The organism is Caballeronia sp. EK (assembly GCF_014384845.1).
In the GTDB taxonomy this organism is placed as follows: Bacteria; Pseudomonadota; Gammaproteobacteria; order Burkholderiales; family Burkholderiaceae; genus Caballeronia; species Caballeronia jiangsuensis.
In genome coordinates this window covers 442,330-459,191 of record NZ_JACSUE010000002.1, presented here as the reverse complement: position 1 = coordinate 459,191, position 16,862 = coordinate 442,330, and the positions used below count along the sequence as shown (strand labels likewise).

The 16,862-nt window shown below is 64.1% G+C and carries 11 protein-coding genes; 3 read left to right on the top strand and 8 right to left on the bottom strand.

The genetic code is table 11. The features are described 5' to 3' along the window. The first annotated feature begins 34 nt into the window (after window positions 1-34). Window positions 35-2,500 carry a glycosyl hydrolase 2 galactose-binding domain-containing protein gene (locus IAG25_RS06470; protein ID WP_187604112.1) on the top strand — a complete coding sequence of 822 codons (2,466 nt, stop codon included), beginning with the start codon at window positions 35-37 and terminating at the stop codon, window positions 2,498-2,500. On the opposite strand, the gene IAG25_RS06465 is transcribed toward IAG25_RS06470, so the two are convergent. Then, a complete protein-coding gene (locus IAG25_RS06465; RefSeq protein ID WP_187604111.1) occupies window positions 2,497-3,432 on the bottom strand; it encodes a Gfo/Idh/MocA family protein in 936 nt (311 codons plus the stop codon). The two genes, IAG25_RS06470 and IAG25_RS06465, sit on opposite strands and share 4 nt — an antisense overlap. Before the next feature lie 60 nt (window positions 3,433-3,492). Then, entirely contained in the window at window positions 3,493-7,029 is a 3,537-nt protein-coding gene (locus IAG25_RS06460) for an indolepyruvate ferredoxin oxidoreductase family protein (RefSeq protein ID WP_187604110.1), read from the bottom strand. 104 nt (window positions 7,030-7,133) lie between these two features. On the opposite strand from IAG25_RS06460, the gene IAG25_RS06455 reads away from it, so the two are divergent. After that, window positions 7,134-8,039: a LysR family transcriptional regulator gene (locus IAG25_RS06455; RefSeq protein WP_187604109.1), complete on the top strand. Its 906-nt coding sequence runs from the start codon at window positions 7,134-7,136 to the stop codon at window positions 8,037-8,039. 16 nt (window positions 8,040-8,055) lie between these two features. Here the strand turns inward: IAG25_RS06455 and IAG25_RS06450 are convergent, their stop codons facing one another. The 5 genes from IAG25_RS06450 to ampC all read right to left on the bottom strand — a co-directional run bounded on the left by IAG25_RS06450 (window position 8,056) and on the right by ampC (window position 15,009). Continuing rightward, complete coding sequence (locus IAG25_RS06450) at window positions 8,056-9,498, bottom strand: MFS transporter (RefSeq protein WP_187604108.1); 1,443 nt, start codon at window positions 9,496-9,498, stop codon at window positions 8,056-8,058. Between the two features lie 52 nt (window positions 9,499-9,550). Further along, the gene (locus IAG25_RS06445; protein ID WP_187604107.1) at window positions 9,551-11,512 is read right to left on the bottom strand and encodes an aconitase family protein; all 1,962 of its coding nucleotides are present in this window, start codon (window positions 11,510-11,512) and stop codon (window positions 9,551-9,553) included. A gap of 93 nt (window positions 11,513-11,605) precedes the next feature. Further along, entirely contained in the window at window positions 11,606-12,499 is an 894-nt protein-coding gene (locus IAG25_RS06440; RefSeq protein WP_035504001.1) for a LysR family transcriptional regulator, read from the bottom strand. Window positions 12,500-12,589: 90 nt separating this feature from the next. Then, a complete protein-coding gene (locus tag IAG25_RS06435) occupies window positions 12,590-13,558 on the bottom strand; it encodes a ferritin-like domain-containing protein (RefSeq protein WP_187604106.1) in 969 nt (322 codons plus the stop codon). Window positions 13,559-13,839: 281 nt separating this feature from the next. Further along, entirely contained in the window at window positions 13,840-15,009 is a 1,170-nt protein-coding gene (ampC, locus tag IAG25_RS06430; protein WP_187604105.1) for a class C beta-lactamase, read from the bottom strand. 108 nt (window positions 15,010-15,117) lie between these two features. Between ampC and IAG25_RS06425 the strand changes: the two genes are divergently transcribed. Next, window positions 15,118-15,999: a LysR family transcriptional regulator gene (locus IAG25_RS06425; protein ID WP_187604104.1), complete on the top strand. Its 882-nt coding sequence runs from the start codon at window positions 15,118-15,120 to the stop codon at window positions 15,997-15,999. 7 nt (window positions 16,000-16,006) lie between these two features. Here the strand turns inward: IAG25_RS06425 and IAG25_RS06420 are convergent, their stop codons facing one another. Further along, on the bottom strand, window positions 16,007-16,768 hold the full coding sequence (locus IAG25_RS06420; protein ID WP_187604103.1) for a YoaK family protein: 762 nt from the start codon (window positions 16,766-16,768) through the stop codon (window positions 16,007-16,009). Between the last annotated feature and the right edge of the window lie 94 nt (window positions 16,769-16,862).

The following is a 16,862-nucleotide window of genomic DNA, read 5'->3' as shown; positions in this document are numbered from 1 at the left end:
GCTCTCTTTCGAATCCCATCGACGAGGTAGGCACATGCACGTCCTGTCCGCGCACGCGCCGCGGCGTCTCTCCGAAGGCTGGCAGTGCGTGAGCACGCCCGCGGGTGCATGCACGACACCCGCATCGCTCGATACGTTCACGCAGTGGATCGACGCGCCCGTGCCCGGCACGATCGCGTCCGCCTTGCGCGCGAGCGGCGTTAGCGACGAAGCGCTCGCGCAGCCGTTCGCGCATTCGGATCACTGGTATCGCGTGAAGCTGAGCGGCAACGGCAGGCGGCGTTTGCGCTTCAACGGGCTCGCGACCATCGCCGAAATATGGCTCGACGATCGCAAGCTGCTCGAATCGGATTCGATGTTCGTCGCGCATGATCTCGATGTCGATCTCGACGGCGAGCACACGCTTCATCTGTGCTTTCGCTCGATCGCGCCTGCGCTGGCGGCGAAACGCGGACGCGCGCGCTGGCGTCCGAAGCTCGCGCAACCCGCCACGCTGCGCAACGTGCGCACGACGCTGCTCGGGCATATGTCCGGATGGTGCCCGACGGTTCAACCGGCGGGACCGTGGCGCGCGATCGAAGTGATCGGCGAATCGCGCGCCTGCATCGACAACGTGGACATGCGCACGCGTGTCGATGGCACCGATGGCGTTCTCGATGTCACCGTGCGCTACTTTCATGCGCAGGAGCAAAATCCGGTTCGGCTCGGATGCGGCGAAGCGCAAGCCACGATGCAATGGCAGGACGCGCACACGCTCACGGGCCGGTTGCGCGTGCCGGACGTGCGCTTGTGGTATCCGCATACACATGGCGAGCCGTCACGTTATGCCGTCAAGCTCGGTGATATCGCGCTCGGCGAAGTCGGCTTTCGCACGATCGAAGTCGATCGCGGCGCGGACAAGCAGGGCTTTCAGCTCGTCGTGAACGGCGTGCCCGTGTTCGCGCGCGGCGCGTGCTGGACGTCGGCGGATATCGTTGCGCTCGATGCGCCGCGCGAGAAACTCGACAAGATTTTCGGGCTAGTTCGCGATGCGGGACTCAACATCGTTCGCGTGAGCGGCATCACGCTTTACGAATCCGACACCTTCTACGAACTCGCCGACAAACACGGCGTCCTCGTGTGGCAGGACTTCGCGTTCGCGAACTTCGACTATCCCGACGACGAAGCGTTTCGCGCCAGCGTGCAACGCGAAGCCGAACAGTTCCTCGCGCGCACGCGGCGCTTCGCGTCGCTCGCGGTGCTGTGCGGGGGAAGCGAAGTGCATCAGCAGGCGGCCATGCTCGGCCTTCCCTTCGGCGCGTATCAGCAGCGCCTTTTCAACGAACTCTTGCCGAACGCAGTTGCAATGCAACGGCCCGATGTCGCCTACGTCGTGAACTCGCCGAGCGCGGCGCCCGGCGATACGGTATCGATGCCGTTCGGCACGCGCGGCGGCATCACGCATTACTACGGCGTGCCCGCGTATCAGCGTTCCTTCGATGACGTGCGCCGCGCGCAAGTGCGCTTCGCATCGGAATGTCTCGCATTCGCCAACGTCCCCGACGATGTCGCGCTACACGCCATGCCGAACCCGCGCGCGCATGAACCGCGCTGGAAAACGGGCGTGCCGCGCGATCCCGGCTCGGCGTGGGACTTCGACGACGTGCGCGAGCACTACATGCAATCGCTTTATCGCATGGACGTGCCGCGCTTGCGCTATGAAAACCCCGAGCGTTATCTGGAGCTATCGCGCGCCGTCGTCGCCGATGTGATCGGTGCGGTTTTCTCGGAGTGGCGTCGCGAAGGATCGACGTGTGCGGGCGGCATCGTATGGAATCTGCTCGATGTGCGCCCGGGTGCGGGCTGGGGCGTCATCGACGTGCTCGGTGCGCCGAAGAGCGCGCTGCATGGACTCGCGCGCGTGCTGCAACCGGTGCAGGCGCTGATCCTCGACGAAGGACTCGACGGCCTCGACGTGCATCTCGTCAACGAGACCGCGCGCGAGATTCGGGCGCGCGTCGAACTGACCTGCCTGCGTGAAGGCGCGGTCAAGGTCGTGGGCGGTTCATGCGATGTCGTATTGCAGGCGCGCAGCGTGCAGCGCGTGTCGTCGAATGCGCTGATCGGCGCGTTCTTCGATATCGCGTATGCATACCGCTTCGGTCCGCGAGCGCATGACGCAACGCATGTCGTCCTGCGCGATATCGACACGGGCGACGTGCTGTCGGAAGCGTTCCACTTTCCCGATCCGTCGATCGGCGAGCGTCGCGATATCGGCCTGAATGCGACCGTCGAGAAAGACGGTGAAGGCTGGAGTCTCGTCGTCGAAACGGCGCAGCTTGCGCGCTGGGTGCATGTGGTCGATCCCAACTACTTCGCGCGCACCGACTGGTTCCATCTCGCGCCGGGCAGCACGCGGCGCATTTCGCTCGTTGCGCGGCACGCGAACGTGAGCGCCGCGCCCGAGGGCGATGTGTCCGCGATCAATGCGATAAGAAGCGCGGCATATCGCGCCGCCTAGCGCCCGAATGCTTCGGTTTCGACACGCCTGCCGTTGAGAAACGCATCGGCGACGAGACGCAGCGGACGCACATCGACATCGCTCGTCTTCGTTTCGATGAGCGCGTGAAAGTGCTCGTATAGCGCGGGATATTCGCGCTCGCGTCCGAGATCGATCTCCTTGCCCGCGATGGAGAGGCGCTTGCCGCCTTCGCGCATCGACAGGCGGCCCGCGTCCGTGTCGATGTCGATATCCCATTCCTCGACGGGACCGTGACGCCAGTCGAACACTGCGCGCACCGGCGCGCCGTTCGTCGCGATGCAATCGAGTTCCGCCGCGATCGGTGTGGACGTATCGCTCGGCACGGTGAGAGTGGCCCCGCGCAACGCGACCTCATGCGGCAGGATGCGCGTGACGATCGACAGCGCGTTGATGCCCGGATCGAACACGCCGAGGCCGCCAGGTTCCCAGATCCATTGCTGTCCCGGATGCCAGCGGCGCACGTCTTCCTTCCAGCGCACTTCGACGGACCGAATCGCGTCAGCATTCTTCGCGAGCCATTCGCGCGCCGGTTCGACTGCGCTCGCCGCACGCGAATGCCACGACGCGAACAGCGTGCAGCCGCGCGCCCGCGCGATCTCATCCAGGGCGGCGACTTCGCTCACGCTGGCGCCGGGCGGCTTTTCCAGCATGACGTGCTTGCCCGCTTCGAGCGCGGCCAGCGCCTGCTCGTAACGGACCTGCGGCGGCGCGCAGAGCGACACGGCATCGATCGAGGGCTCGGCGGCGAGCAGCTCGCCGATATCCCGATAGTTGCGCACCCCATCGACGCTCGCATTGCGGCTCGCGCACGCGACGAGTTCGAATCCTGGCTGCGCGGCGATCGCGGGCAGGTGCTGATCCCGCGCGATCTTGCCGATGCCGACGACAGCGAGCTTGCATACTCCATTCATGCGATGTCTCCTTACGCTTCGAGTGTGTCCCCGAGCGTAAAGATACCCTATCGCTCCCGATCAGGCCGTCGCGGCCATCTTCATCGTCGCCCGATAACGCTCGATCAAACGCTCGCGCTTCGTCGCAACGGCCGCCATGTTGCGCTCCTTCACATGGCCGAAGCCACGGATTTCATCGGGCAGCTTCGCGAGTTGCAGCGCGGCGTCGAGGCGGTCTTCATCGAGCGTCGCGCAGAATTCATCGACGAGCGCGAGGTAGTCCGCGATCATCTTGCGCTCCGTGCGGCGCTCGGCCGTCTTGCCGAATACATCGAGCGATGTGCCGCGCAAGCCTTTCATCTTCGCCAGCACGCGGAACGCGGGCAGCATCCACGCGCCGAACGTCTTCTTCACGAGATGACCGTGCTCGTCGCGCTTCGCGAAGAGCGGCGGCGCGAGATGGAACATCAGCTTGTAATCGCGGCCCGGTTCGCCTTCGAACTGCGCGCGCAGCTTGTCGAGATACGCGGGATCGGCGTAGAGACGCGCGACTTCGTATTCGTCCTTGTAAGCCATGAGTTTCGCGAGATTCACGGCGACCGCGCGCGTGAGCGGCAGCTTAGCGTTCAAGGCCTTTTCCTTCTCACGCATGCGCTCGACGACACTGCGATACGAGCGCGCATACGCTTCGCCTTGATACGCGGTCAGCAAGGCTTCGCGCGTTGCGATCACGTTTTCGAGCGACTCGGGCATCTTCACGACGATCGCGTGTTGCGTGGACTTGAGCAGATCGCCCGCGCCGTGTTGCGCAACGTAGCGGCCCCAGTCGAACGCGAGCCAGTTCTTCTCGACCGCGACGCCGTTCAGTTCGATCGCGCGTTTGAGGCTCGCCAGTTCGAGCGGCAACCAGCCCTTCTGCCATGCGAAGCCGAGCAACAGCGGATTCGAATAGATCGTGTCGCCGAGCAGTTTCAGCGCGAGCGCGTTGGCATCGATGAATGCGCAGCCCGCGCCGATGCTGTCCGATAGCGCCTGCTCCGTCTGCGCTGCGGGAAAGGTCCATTGCGCATCGGTGACGAAGGCCGCGGTCGGCGTCGCGCCGCTGTTGATGGCGGCCTGCGTGATGCCATGCCGCGTGCGCGAAAGCACGTCGTTCGATGCCGACACGATCGCATCGCAGCCGATCACGAGCCGCGCTTCGCCCGTCGCGATGCGCGTCGCATGCAGCGCCCGCGGCTCCGGCGCGATCTGCACGTGGCTCAGCACCGCGCCGCCCTTCTGTGCGAGACCGGCCATGTCGAGCACCGTGACGCCCTTTCGTTCGATGTGCGCCGCCATGCCGATCAATCCGCCGATCGTCACGACGCCCGTTCCGCCGACACCCGTCACGAGAATGCCGTAAGGCTTCGACAGTGCGGGCAATGCCGGCAACGGCAAGCTATCGAAATCGGGCTTCGCGCCGCCTGCCGCTTTCGGCTTGCGAACCTGCGCGCCTTCCGCGGTAACGAAGCTCGGGCAAAAGCCCTTCACGCACGAAAAGTCCTTGTTGCACGACGATTGATTGATCTTGCGCTTGGTGCCGAGCGGCGTGTCCATCGGCTCGACGGACAGGCAGTTCGATTGCACCGAGCAATCGCCGCAGCCTTCGCACACGGCGTCGTTGATGAACGCGCGGCGTGCGGGATCGGGATACGTGCCGCGCTTGCGCCGGCGGCGCTTTTCCGTCGCGCAGGTCTGGTCGTAGATCAGAATGGTCGTGCCTTGCGTATCGCGCAGCTCGCGCTGAATGCGATCGAGCTCGTCGCGATGATGCACGCTCACGCCCTGAGGCAACGCGACATTCGCATCGTATTTCTGCGGCTCGTCCGTCACGATGACGATACGCTTCGCGCCTTCCGCGAAGACCTGATGCGCGATCTGCGGCACCGTCAAGACGCCGTCGACGGGCTGGCCGCCGGTCATCGCGACCGCGTCGTTATAAAGAATCTTGTACGTGATGTTCGCGTTCGCCGCGATAGCCGCGCGCACCGCGAGCAGGCCCGAATGGAAATACGTGCCGTCGCCGAGATTGACGAACACGTGTTTATCGCCGGAGAAATGCATCTGGCCGATCCACGCGACGCCCTCGCCGCCCATCTGGCTGAAGGTCTCGGTCTTGCGGTCCATCCACATCGACATGTAGTGGCAGCCGATGCCCGCGAGCGCGCGCGAACCTTCGGGCACGCGCGTCGACGTATTGTGCGGACAGCCCGAGCAGAACCACGGCTTGCGCTCGACATCGACGCGCGGCTTGATCGCCTCGCGCTCCTTCGCTTCGATCGTTTCGACGCGCGACAGCATGCGGGCGCGCACATCGGCGGGAAGATCGGCGCGCGCAAGACGTCGCGCGATAGCCTTCGCGATCAGCGCCGGCGATAGCTCGTAATGCGCGGGCAGCAGCCAGTCGCCGCGCGGCACGGACCATTCGCCGCCTTCGTTGTCGCGCTCGTCGAACTTGCCGTAGATGCGCGGACGCACGTCCTCGCGCCAGTTATACAGCTCTTCCTTGAGCGCATATTCCAGAATCTGCCGCTTCTCTTCGACGACGAGAATCTCTTCGAGACCGGTCGCGAATGCGCGTGCGTCCTGCGCGTCGAGCGGCCACACGCAGCCTACTTTCAGCACACGCAGGCCGATCTGCGCGCAGGTTTCATCGTCGAGACCGAGATCGACGAGCGCCTGACGCACGTCGAGATACGCCTTGCCCGCGGTGATGATGCCGAAGCGCGGCTTGTCCGAATCGATCACGACGCGATTGAGCTTGTTCGCGCGCACGTAGGCCAGCGCCGCGTACCACTTTTCGTCGAGCAGACGCGCTTCCTGCGCGAGCGGCGAATCCGGCCAGCGGATGTTGAGGCCGCCTTCGGGCATCGCGTAGTCGGCCGGCGTGACGATCTCCACGCGGTCCGGATCGAGATCGATCGATGCGGTGGATTCGACCACGTCGGTCACGCATTTCATCGCGACCCACAGACCCGAATAACGGCTCATCGCCCAGCCGTGCAGGCCGTAGTCGAGATATTCCTGCACGTTCGACGGATACAGCACCGGAATGCCCGCCGCGATGAACGCGTGATCCGATTGATGCGCAACCGACGAAGACTTCGCCGCGTGATCGTCGCCCGCGAGCACGAGCACGCCGCCGTGCTTGTCGGAGCCCGCGGAATTCGCGTGCTTGAAGACGTCGCCGGTGCGGTCGACGCCGGGGCCCTTGCCGTACCACATGCCGAACACGCCATCGCGCGTCGCGCCCGGCCAAAGATTGACCTGCTGCGTGCCCCAGATCGAAGTGGCGGCGAGATCCTCGTTCACGCCCGGCTGGAACACGATATCGTTGTCCTTCAGATGCTGCTTCGCCTTCCACAGCGACTGATCGAGCGCGCCGAGCGGCGAGCCGCGATAGCCCGAAATGAAGCCCGCCGTATTCAGCCCGGCTTTGCGATCGCGCGCCTTTTGCAGCATCGGCAGACGCACGAGCGCCTGCGTGCCGCTGATATAGATGCGGCCTTTCTCCAGCGTGTATTTGTCGTCCAGGGAAATGGTCGCGGCTTCTAGCGCGGCGCGGTCGGGTGCATTCATCGGGGCTCGTCTCCGGGATAGGGAATTTTGTTTTTTGCCGAGTATAGAAAGCCGATTCGACATCGTAAAATCACGAATAAACAACTCTGGTATCTGAAAATCAGATGGCCTTCGATCTCACGCTCCGGCAATTGCGCTATTTCGTGGCCGCCGCGCAAACCGGCCAGTTCTCGATGGCGGCGGCCAACGAGCACGTATCGCAATCGGCGATCACCAACGCGGTGCTGGCGCTGGAAAGCGCGCTCGGCACGAAGCTGTTCGAGCGCATGCCGCAAGGCGTGGCGCTGACGCCCGATGGCCAGGACTTCCATAACCACGCGCGCCGCGTGCTCGAAGCCGCCCGCGACGCGATGCACATGCCGCCGTTTCGCGCGCACGATATGCGCGGCGTCGCGCGCATTGCGGCGTCGTATACGGTGCTCGGGTATTTTTTGCCGGAGTTGCTCGCGCGCTTTCGTGCGACGTATCCGTTCATCGATTTCGATCTGCGCGACATGGAGCGGCCGCAGATCGAGGAAGCGGTGGCGAACGGCGATGTCGATATCGGCGTCGTGCTGCTATCGAATCTGCAGCGGCCGAATCGCTTCGACACTCAGGTGCTGATGCGCTCGCGCCGGCAGTTATGGGTCGCGCCTTCGCATCCGCTCGCGCAGCAGCAGGCGGTATCGCTGAAAGATATCGCCGCGCATCCTTATATTCTCATCACCGTCGATGAAGGCGAGCAATCGACGATGCGCTACTGGCACAAGAAGCGCCTCGAACCGAACATCGCGTTTCGCACGAGTTCGATGGAGGCGCTGCGCGGACTGGTGGCGCACGGCTTCGGGGTCACCGTGCTGTCGGACATGGTGTTTCGGCCGTGGTCGCTCGAAGGCAAGCGCATCGAGGCGCGGCCCGTGAACGACGCCATTCCTCACATGGAAGCGGGCATGATCTGGCGCAAGGGCGCGACCTTGAGCGCCCCTTCGACCGCCGTGCAGCAGTTCCTGATTCACGCGTGCGGCGCTTGATGCAATCGCGATGCGCTCAGTGAGAGATGCTTTCGAGCGATCGTCCGAGCGTGCGCGGTCCCATCAATCCGATGGACAGCATCACGAGCAGCATTGCGCCCGCGATGAAGCCGAACACGCCGGTCACGCCCGCCTCTTTGAGCACGAACGCGATCACGAACGAACTGAACACCGCGGACAGCCTGCTCCACGAATACACGAAGCCGACCGCACGGGCACGGATCGCCGTCGGATAAAGCTCCTGCTGATACGTGTGATAGGTGAAGGAGATGATGTTGCCCGCGAGCGTGAGCAAGACGCCGAGCGTGACGATCATCACGGCCGCCGACGCCTGACTGAACAGAAGCCCCGCGACGATGTTCACGCCCGCCATGAACACGATCACATGCTTGCGCTCGAAACGATCGGCGATCCAGTAACCGAGCAATGGCCCGATGGGTGCGGCGAGTCCGATCACGGTGGTATAGAGCAGGCTCGATGTGACCGTCACGCCCTGCTTGACGAGCAAGGTCGGCACCCAGTTCGCGAAGCCGTAGAAGCCGACCGTCTGGAAGATATGAAACACGATCAGCATCAGCGTGCGCTTGCGGTAGGGCGGATTCCACATGTCCGCGAAGCCGGCCTTCTTCGCGATCGGGTCGGACGGGCCCGGTTCGGGCAATGGCTTGCCGTACTGAAGCGAGACCTTGTCTTCGAGGCGGCGCAGGACTTCATCGGCTTCGTCGAAACGTCCCTTGCTCGCAAGCCAGCGCGGGCTTTCCGGCAGATTGCGCCGGAAATACCACACGAAGAGCGCGCTCACGCCGCCGACCAGCGCGACCCAGCGCCAGCCGTCGAAGCCGAACGGCGCGCGCGGCACGAGCAGATACGAAAGAAACGCGACGACCGGCACCGCTGAAAAGCCGACGGCCTGACACACCGCGAACGCCCTGCCGCGCAAATGCTTCGGCGAAAGCTCCGACAGGTATGTCCCGATGGTCACCAGCTCCACGCCGATGCCCAGTCCCGACACGAAGCGCCAGAAGTTGAGCCAGAGCGCCGTGTCCTGAAACGCCATCACGGTATTCGCGGCAACATACCAGAGCAGCGAATACGTGAAGATCGCGCGACGTCCATAACGGTCCGCGAGAAAGCCGCAAGCGATCGTGCCGATGAAAAGCCCGCAGAACAGCGCCGCGATGAAGCTCGCGACGCCCGTCGTGCCGAACAGGCCCGCGGTCGTCGCGGTCAGGATGCCGCTCTTCACGAGACCCGGCGCGATATAGCCCGTGAAGAGCAGATCGTAGAGCTCGAAGAAGAAGCCGAGGCTCAGGAGGAAGATGAGCTTCCATATCGCGCGCGTCGCGGGAAGCCGGTCGAGGCGCGCCGAGATGCCCGCCGTATCCGCGATGGCGGGCGCATTCGATAGCGCGTGGCCCGCGGCGTCGGGCAGGCCCGAGGTGCCCTGCATGATGGCCATTGTCGTCTCCTGTATGTATTTTGATGCCGCATCGATGGCGGCTCGATCGTGCCTACTTCGTGAAGCGCTGCTGCAACTCCGCGAACGATGCGATGCGGCCGAGCAACGCGCTCGCCGCGACCGTCGGCGGGCTCGCGAGCCACACCTTACCCGGACCGGACCGGCCCGGAAAATTTCGATTGATCGCGCTGATGGTGACTTGCTCCGCCTGTGTCGATGAACCCGGCCCGCAGTTCGCGCACGCACCGCACGACGGCTGAAGCAGAATCGCGCCGACGCGTTCGAACGCATCGACATAGCCTTGCGCGACGCAATAGTCTCGCACGTCCTGCGTGCCGAACTGCAAATAGAGCTTCACCTTATCGGGCACGCGCAGGCCGCGCTTTGCCGCCCACGAGAGCACGTCGTGATAGTGATCGAAGTCCTCGCGCTTGCCCGCCGTGCATGAACCGCCGTAAGCGATATCGACGCATGGCCGTTCATCGAGCGCGGCAAGCGCGATGCCATTGCCCGGATCGCCCGGCGCGGCGAGCATCGGCGAGAGACGCGCGCAATCGATCGCGATGACATCGACGTAGCGCGCGCCTTCATCGCTCTTCATCCACGGTTCGATCGTGAAGTCGATGCCACGACGTTCCTTCAGGAAGCGTACGGTTTCGTCGTCGGGGGCGACGATGCCGGTGAAGCCGCCGAGTTCGGCGGTCATGTTGGTGAGCGTCGTGCGCTCGTCGGTGGACAGGCTCGCGATGGCCGTGCCAGCGAATTCGAACACCTTGCCGACGCCCGCGCCCGCGCGAATGCGTGCGTCCGCGAGCAGATGAAGCACGATGTCCTTTGCCGTCACGCCCGGGGGAATCGGACCATGCAGATCGATACGCAAGGATTGCGGCACGGTCATGCGGACCGCGCCGGTGACGAACGCGTTCGCCATGTCCGTCGTGCCGACGCCGAACGCGACGCAGCCCAGCGCGCCGCTATGCGGCGTATGCGAATCCGTTCCGACGACGACCTGTCCCGGCAACGCGTAACGCTCGGCCATCATCGCGTGCGAGATGCCTTCCGAGCCTTCGTCGATAGCGCTGTTCGCTTCGTTCAGATAGCCGTGATTGCGCACATCGTAGTCGTGCGCGAAAGCGCGATGCGCGTCGGACAGCTCGCGCACGTTCGGCAGCAGGCCGTTACGCACATGCAGCTCGCTGCGATGCGAATACGATAGATGATCCTCGAACGCGAGCATGCTTCGCGAGTCGTGCAGCGCGAGCGGACGCCCGAAGGTCGCGTGGAGCATGTGCGCGGCCATGCCGGTGTAGTACTCGTGGATGAAACGCCAGTCGGCGCGCACGAAAATGCCGTTGCCCGGTTCCAGCGACGCGCTCGTCACATCGGTCGTCAAGGCATGGCGCGCGAGAATCTTTTCGACGAGCGTGCGCGGCGTGTCATGGTTCGATAGTTCGCCGACGCTAACCCGCTGCATGTGCAGCTTTCCATAGCGCAGCAACCCGCCGCTCTTCAGGATCGCCGCCGCCAGCGGATCGCGATTGGCGACGAGTTCATCGATATCGATCGCCTCGCCGCGCCGGATGCGCTCGATCAAACCGAAATCCGTCGATGTGAAAAGCCCGAGATTGTCCGCGTTCTGCCGATAAATCCGCTCGAAGCTGCGCGCGATCACGAGCCGAATGCCTGCGTGATATTCCGCGAGCGGGCTATGTTCGCGCGATGAACCCTTGCCGTAGCGCGTGCCCGCCACGGTCACCTGAAAGCCGCCTGCGCGCACGCCATCGATGCCGACAGGATTGCGTCCGCCCGCATGAAAACCGACGTAAGGACACTGGCCGAGACGCTCGTCGAAACGCGTGAGCACGCTGATCGGCGTGATCTCGTCGGTGGAAACGTCGTCGCGCAGCGCGCCTGCTTCATCGGGCGTCAGATCTTCGCCCGCGATTTGCCGGTCGATCTTCGCCGGGTCCGCGCAAAGAAACAGCATTCGCCCGCTTACATCCAGATTGGCCATCGCATTCTCCTCCGATGCCAATCTAGACGCACTCATGCGCGTTTGCGAAGTGTTGGTTCGGCACAGGGGGCATCGCGAGATGCGATGTCCGTGTTAACCCTCGAACTCGACGAGCGTATCGATGAGCGCCTGCACGGCCTTCAGGCGTGTGGATTTGCGCGGCGCATGCACATGCAGGCAGCGGCCGCTTCCCCAGCTTTCGGCGAGCGGCACACGCACGAAGTTGCGCGAACCCGCGAAGGCGGAAGCCGCGCTCGTCGGCACGATGCCGATACCGAGACCCGCCTCGACCATGCGGCATTGCGCGTCGAAGCTGTTAACGGTGACGGTCACGTTGAGCGGCACGCGCGCGGCATCGGCGTGTTCCTTCAATGTCTGATCGAGCGATCCGCCCGCCTGCAACGCGACGAGCGGAAAGCGCGCCACTTCGGCGAAGCTCAGGCGCTGCGCTTGCGCGAGTTCGTGAGCGGGCGGCAGGACGACCATCAGCGGATCGTCGGCGAAGTGCCACGTGTCGAGTCCCGCATGCGTCTTCGTGCTCGCCGATATGCCGACGTCCGCGCGATCGTCGAGACACGCGCGAATCACTTCGTCGCTGATCTGTTCCGTCAGCGCGATCTCGACGAGCGGATAGCGCGTCTTGAACAGCGTCAGCCGCTCGGGCAAAAAACCCACGATCGCCGATGCATTCGCGTGCAGGCGCACGACGCCCGCGATCTGGCCGCTCATCGAGCGCACTTCGCGCGCCATGCCTTCGAGCTGGCCGTGAATGGAACGCGCGCTCGCATAGGCATGCTGCCCCGCCTCGGTCAGTTGCACGCCCGCGGGCGAGCGGATCAGGAGCGCGACGCCGATGGCCGCTTCGAGATCCGCGATGCGCCTGCTCAATGCCGACGGTGCGATGTGACTGCGGCTCGCCGCGCGCGCGATCGATCCTTCCTCGACGACCGAGATGAAGAGTTCGAGACTGTAGGGATCGATCCGCATTCGCGTGACATGCAAAGGCCAATGGCGAAGTATGTCATGGGCCGTTGCGAATCACGATGCATCGGCGGGGACACGCCCCGCTCCTTCGCGCTACGCGCTCATCTGCAACGTGCCGTTGACGCCATTCGGGAAGAAGCCGCCCTTGGTCGCCGACGTGCTCGTCAGATACACGATATTGAGCACGTTGGCATAGTTGCGGCTGAACGCGAGGCCGTTGCCGTCGAGCGGCACGATATTGGACGTGCCCGGCGTCGCGCCGGTGATGCCCTGATCGTCGGTGCCGACATGATCGAGACTGCCGCGCGCTTTCGATATCGCATTGGCGCCCGCGACGAGGCCGGCCATCTCGATACCTTTTGCATAGAGCACGGTGCGCACGAGACCCGCGTGATAAGCCTCGGCGGCCAGAATGCCGGCGGCCGCCTCGAGATAGGTCTTGTTGCTGATGAGCGGCGCAGCGCCTTTGTACGCGGTCACGCCGACATCCTCGAAGATGAACGCGCCGAGCAGAAAGTTGTTGTCGTTCTGATAAGGATTGAACGCGACGCCCGCGCCGACCAGACCCGCCGCGCGCGCGGCCATCGAGAACGCGCCGTTCGGATCGGTCCCGCCGACATCGATCGCAGGCTGCGCGACCGCCGAGCCGCCGAGAGCAGTACGCAGGAACGTCACGTGTTCGAGCTCGTCCTTCGCGATCTCGTTCGCATAGGCTTTCACGACCGGGTCCTGAAACGGCACTTGCTGTCCGCCGATGACCGTTCCCGCGGTCCCGACGCCGGCCGTCATGCTTGCGGGCAAGCCCGCTCCCGTCGTCGCGAACGAATAGAACTGCGATTCCAGGTATTCGAGATTGAGCGCGAAGTTGAGGATCTCGGCGTCGGTGGGCGCGGCAGGACTCGCGTTCGCGTTATTGCCCGAGCCGCCGCCGCATGCGCTGATCAACGTGCCGCCGACCAGTCCCAACCCCAGCCCTCCCGCGTTCCTGAAAAATTGACGGCGATGCTCGCGCCGCTCGACGCGGCGATCCAGTGTGTCGATAAGAAGCTTCGCATTCGGCATGACCTTTCTCCCATAACTTTCGGATGAATCGAATAAGGCGCGGGCGAAAGGCCAAAGATGCCGTCCGACGATGCGCTCACGCTGGCGATATGCAAGCGGAGGCCGAATCGAAAGACCTGTTCGAAGGCATGAGGGTGCGGCGTCCAAAGCTACATACGGCGCGAAGAAAAAGCCGGATGCATGTGTTGCGGGCTATTTCGATGTGCGGTCGCACATTGCCTGATCGCCGGAGACACGCCGCACGTTTTACTGCATGGACGAATCAGCGCATGGCCTATCGGCTATCGGCCATTGACGAGCGACGTGATGATCGCGTACGCGGCCTTCACGCGCTCTTCGTTCGGGATGTTGCGGTTCGCCAGCATCACGATGCCCACGCGCTCTTTCGGCACGAACGCGATGTAGGTGCCGAAGCCGTTGGTCGAGCCTGTCTTGTTGATCCAAACGTCATCGCGCGGGGCGTGCGCCGGATCGATGCGGGTGACGGGCGTCGCGTTCATGATCATCGCCGCTGCGTTTCCGTCGAGCAGAGACTGCAATGCGACCGGATACGGATACTGCTCCCAGATGAGATCCTGCGTCATCGGACCGGCCTGGAAATAGCCCGTGTGCGTCGCATCGACGGCGCGCTGGTACGCCGGATCGATGTGGACCATGTTCATGTTGATCTGCAGGAAGCGCGTCATGTCCGCGGCCGTCGATCTCACGCCGTAGGCCTCGGAAGACAGCACGCCGCCTTTCATGCGGATCGGCGCGTCGTCCTTCGCATAGCCTTGCGCATAATCGCGCTGCTTCGAAGCGGGCACGTCGATATAACTGTGCGTAAGCCCGAGCGCGGGAAAGAGGCGCGTTTGCATCAGCGTGTCGAAGTCCGCGTTCATGCTCTTCGCCGTGATGAGCCCGAGCGTGCCGATGCCCGGATTCGCATACGTGCGGATCGTGCCGGGCGGCTGAGCCGGACGCCACGTCCTGAAGTACTGCATCAATTGCGCATTGTCGTGAATCTCGTCGGGCACTTGCAGCGGCAGACCGCCCGGCGTATGCGTGCCGAGATTCAACAGCGTCACCTTGCCGAACGCCGTGCCATCGAGCGACGGCAGATGTTTGCTCACCGGATCGTTCAGCGAAAGGTCGCCTTCGATCTGCGCGTAGGACGCGAGCGTCGCGGTGAACGTCTTGCTGACCGAGCCGAGTTCGAAGAGCGTATCGCGCGTGACGGGCTGCTTCGTCGCCTTCGACGCCACGCCGTAATCGAACACGTACGGCCTGCCGTCCACGACGACGCCCACCGCCATGCCCGCGATGCCATTGAGCGCCATCAGCGGCCTGATCGTTTCATCGACCGTGTGCCTGATCTTCGCGGTATCGCTATCGGCTGCGAACGCGGCGCCGGACATCGCGCCGAAAGAAAAAATGGCTGTCGCCAAAAGACTCAGCGCACGAAACTTCATCGTCTTGATCCTTCGTTCTGGTTTGCTTGTCTGGAACGAAGCGAAATATCCGCTCTTTTTCGCGCTTCGACAATCGAGGATAATTTGCCGCACGCAATAGAAAATCTTATGCGAACCATGCGCCCTCATCTTCCCCTGAATGCGCTGCGCGCGTTCGAAGCATCGGCGCGGCACCTGAGCTTCACGCGTGCCGCGCAGGAACTGAACGTGACGCAGGCAGCCGTCAGCCAGCAAGTGCGCGCGCTCGAGGAACGGCTCGGCACGCCGCTCTTCAGACGCCTGCCGCGCGGCCTGAACGTCACCGACGAAGGCCGCGCGCTGCTGCCCGTGCTGAGCGATGCGTTCGGCCGCATCGAAGCCGTGCTCAAGCAATTCGAAGGCGGGCACTTTCATGAAGTGCTGACGGTGGGCGTCGTCGGGACGTTCGCGGTCGGCTGGCTGATGCCGCGGCTCAAGGCGTTCCGCGAGACGCATCCGTTCGTCGAGTTGCGGTTGCTCACGCATAACAATCTCGTCGATCCGGCGTCGGAAGGGCTCGACTTCGCGATCCGCTTCGGGGCGGGCATCTGGCCCGCGACGCACAACGCGCTGCTTCTCGATGCGCCGCTCGCCGTTCTGTGCGCACCCGATATCGCGCGGCGCCTTGGCAAGCCATCCGATCTCGCGAACGAAGTGCTGCTGCGTTCCTATCGCGCCGACGACTGGACCAACTGGTTCGACGCCGCCGGCCTCGATGCATGGACGATGAACGGCCCCGTCTTCGATTCCTCGCGTCTGATGGTGGAAGCCGCGGTGCAGGGCGCGGGCGTCGCGCTCGCGCCGCCGCGCATGTTCGTGCGCGAGTTGCAGGCGGGACTGCTCGTGCAGCCGTTCGATATCGAAGTGAAGACCGGCGGCTACTGGCTCACCTGGCTCAAATCGCGGCGGCTTTCGCACGGCATGCGGCTCTTTCGCGACTGGATCGTCGCGCAGGCTGCCGAAGCGCCGTGACGGCGCTTTAACGCCGCGCGCGACGCCTGCCCGCGGCGAGATCGTCCGCGAGCGGCACGGAGGAGAACAGCAAGAGCAACGCGGCGAGCGGCACGGTCGTGGCGAAACCGAGATGCGCGAAGCCGATCGCGCCCGCGAAGCCGCCGAAGATGAACATCGCGAAGAGCGAGCTCAGCAGCACGAGCCGCCCGTGATTCGCGCGCACATAACCGGCATCGTCGCGCGCGATGCCGCGGTTCCAGTACAGGCTCTTGCCGATCTCGATGCCGATGTCGGTGACGAGACCCGTCACGTGCGTCGTGCGGATTTCGGCCTTCGAGATTTTCGTGATCATCGCGTTCTGCAGGCCCATCACGAAGCACAGCAGCGCCACCGTCAACGGCACGTCCCACACGCGATGCGTCTCCAGATTCGCGCCGAGCATGCCGAACACGAGCAGGAGCGCAGCTTCGAGCAGTAGCGGCGTGGCGAACACGCTATGCGCGCGCCGCTGCCGTCCCCAGTTGATGAGCACCGCCGAGGTCGCTGCGCCGCTCAGAAATGCGCCGACCGCGCCGATCGCGGAAAAGACGAACGCGACCTGACCGAGCACGAGGTTATCGGCGATGGAAGACACGAGTCCCGACATATGCGACGTGTATTGCCCGACCGCGAGAAAGCCGCCTGCATTCGCCGCGCCCGCAACGAAGGCGAGCGCGCAGCCCAGGCGCCGGTTGGCGGAATCGGTGCGGCTGGGGGACGTCAGGCCCCGGAGATAGGCGATCGGCATGGCGGCGCGGGCGAAAGGGTCGAGCCGAAAAGATAGCACGACAATTTGCGTGCCCAGTCATCGATTAAGCGTACGCAATCTGAAAGAAAAAACA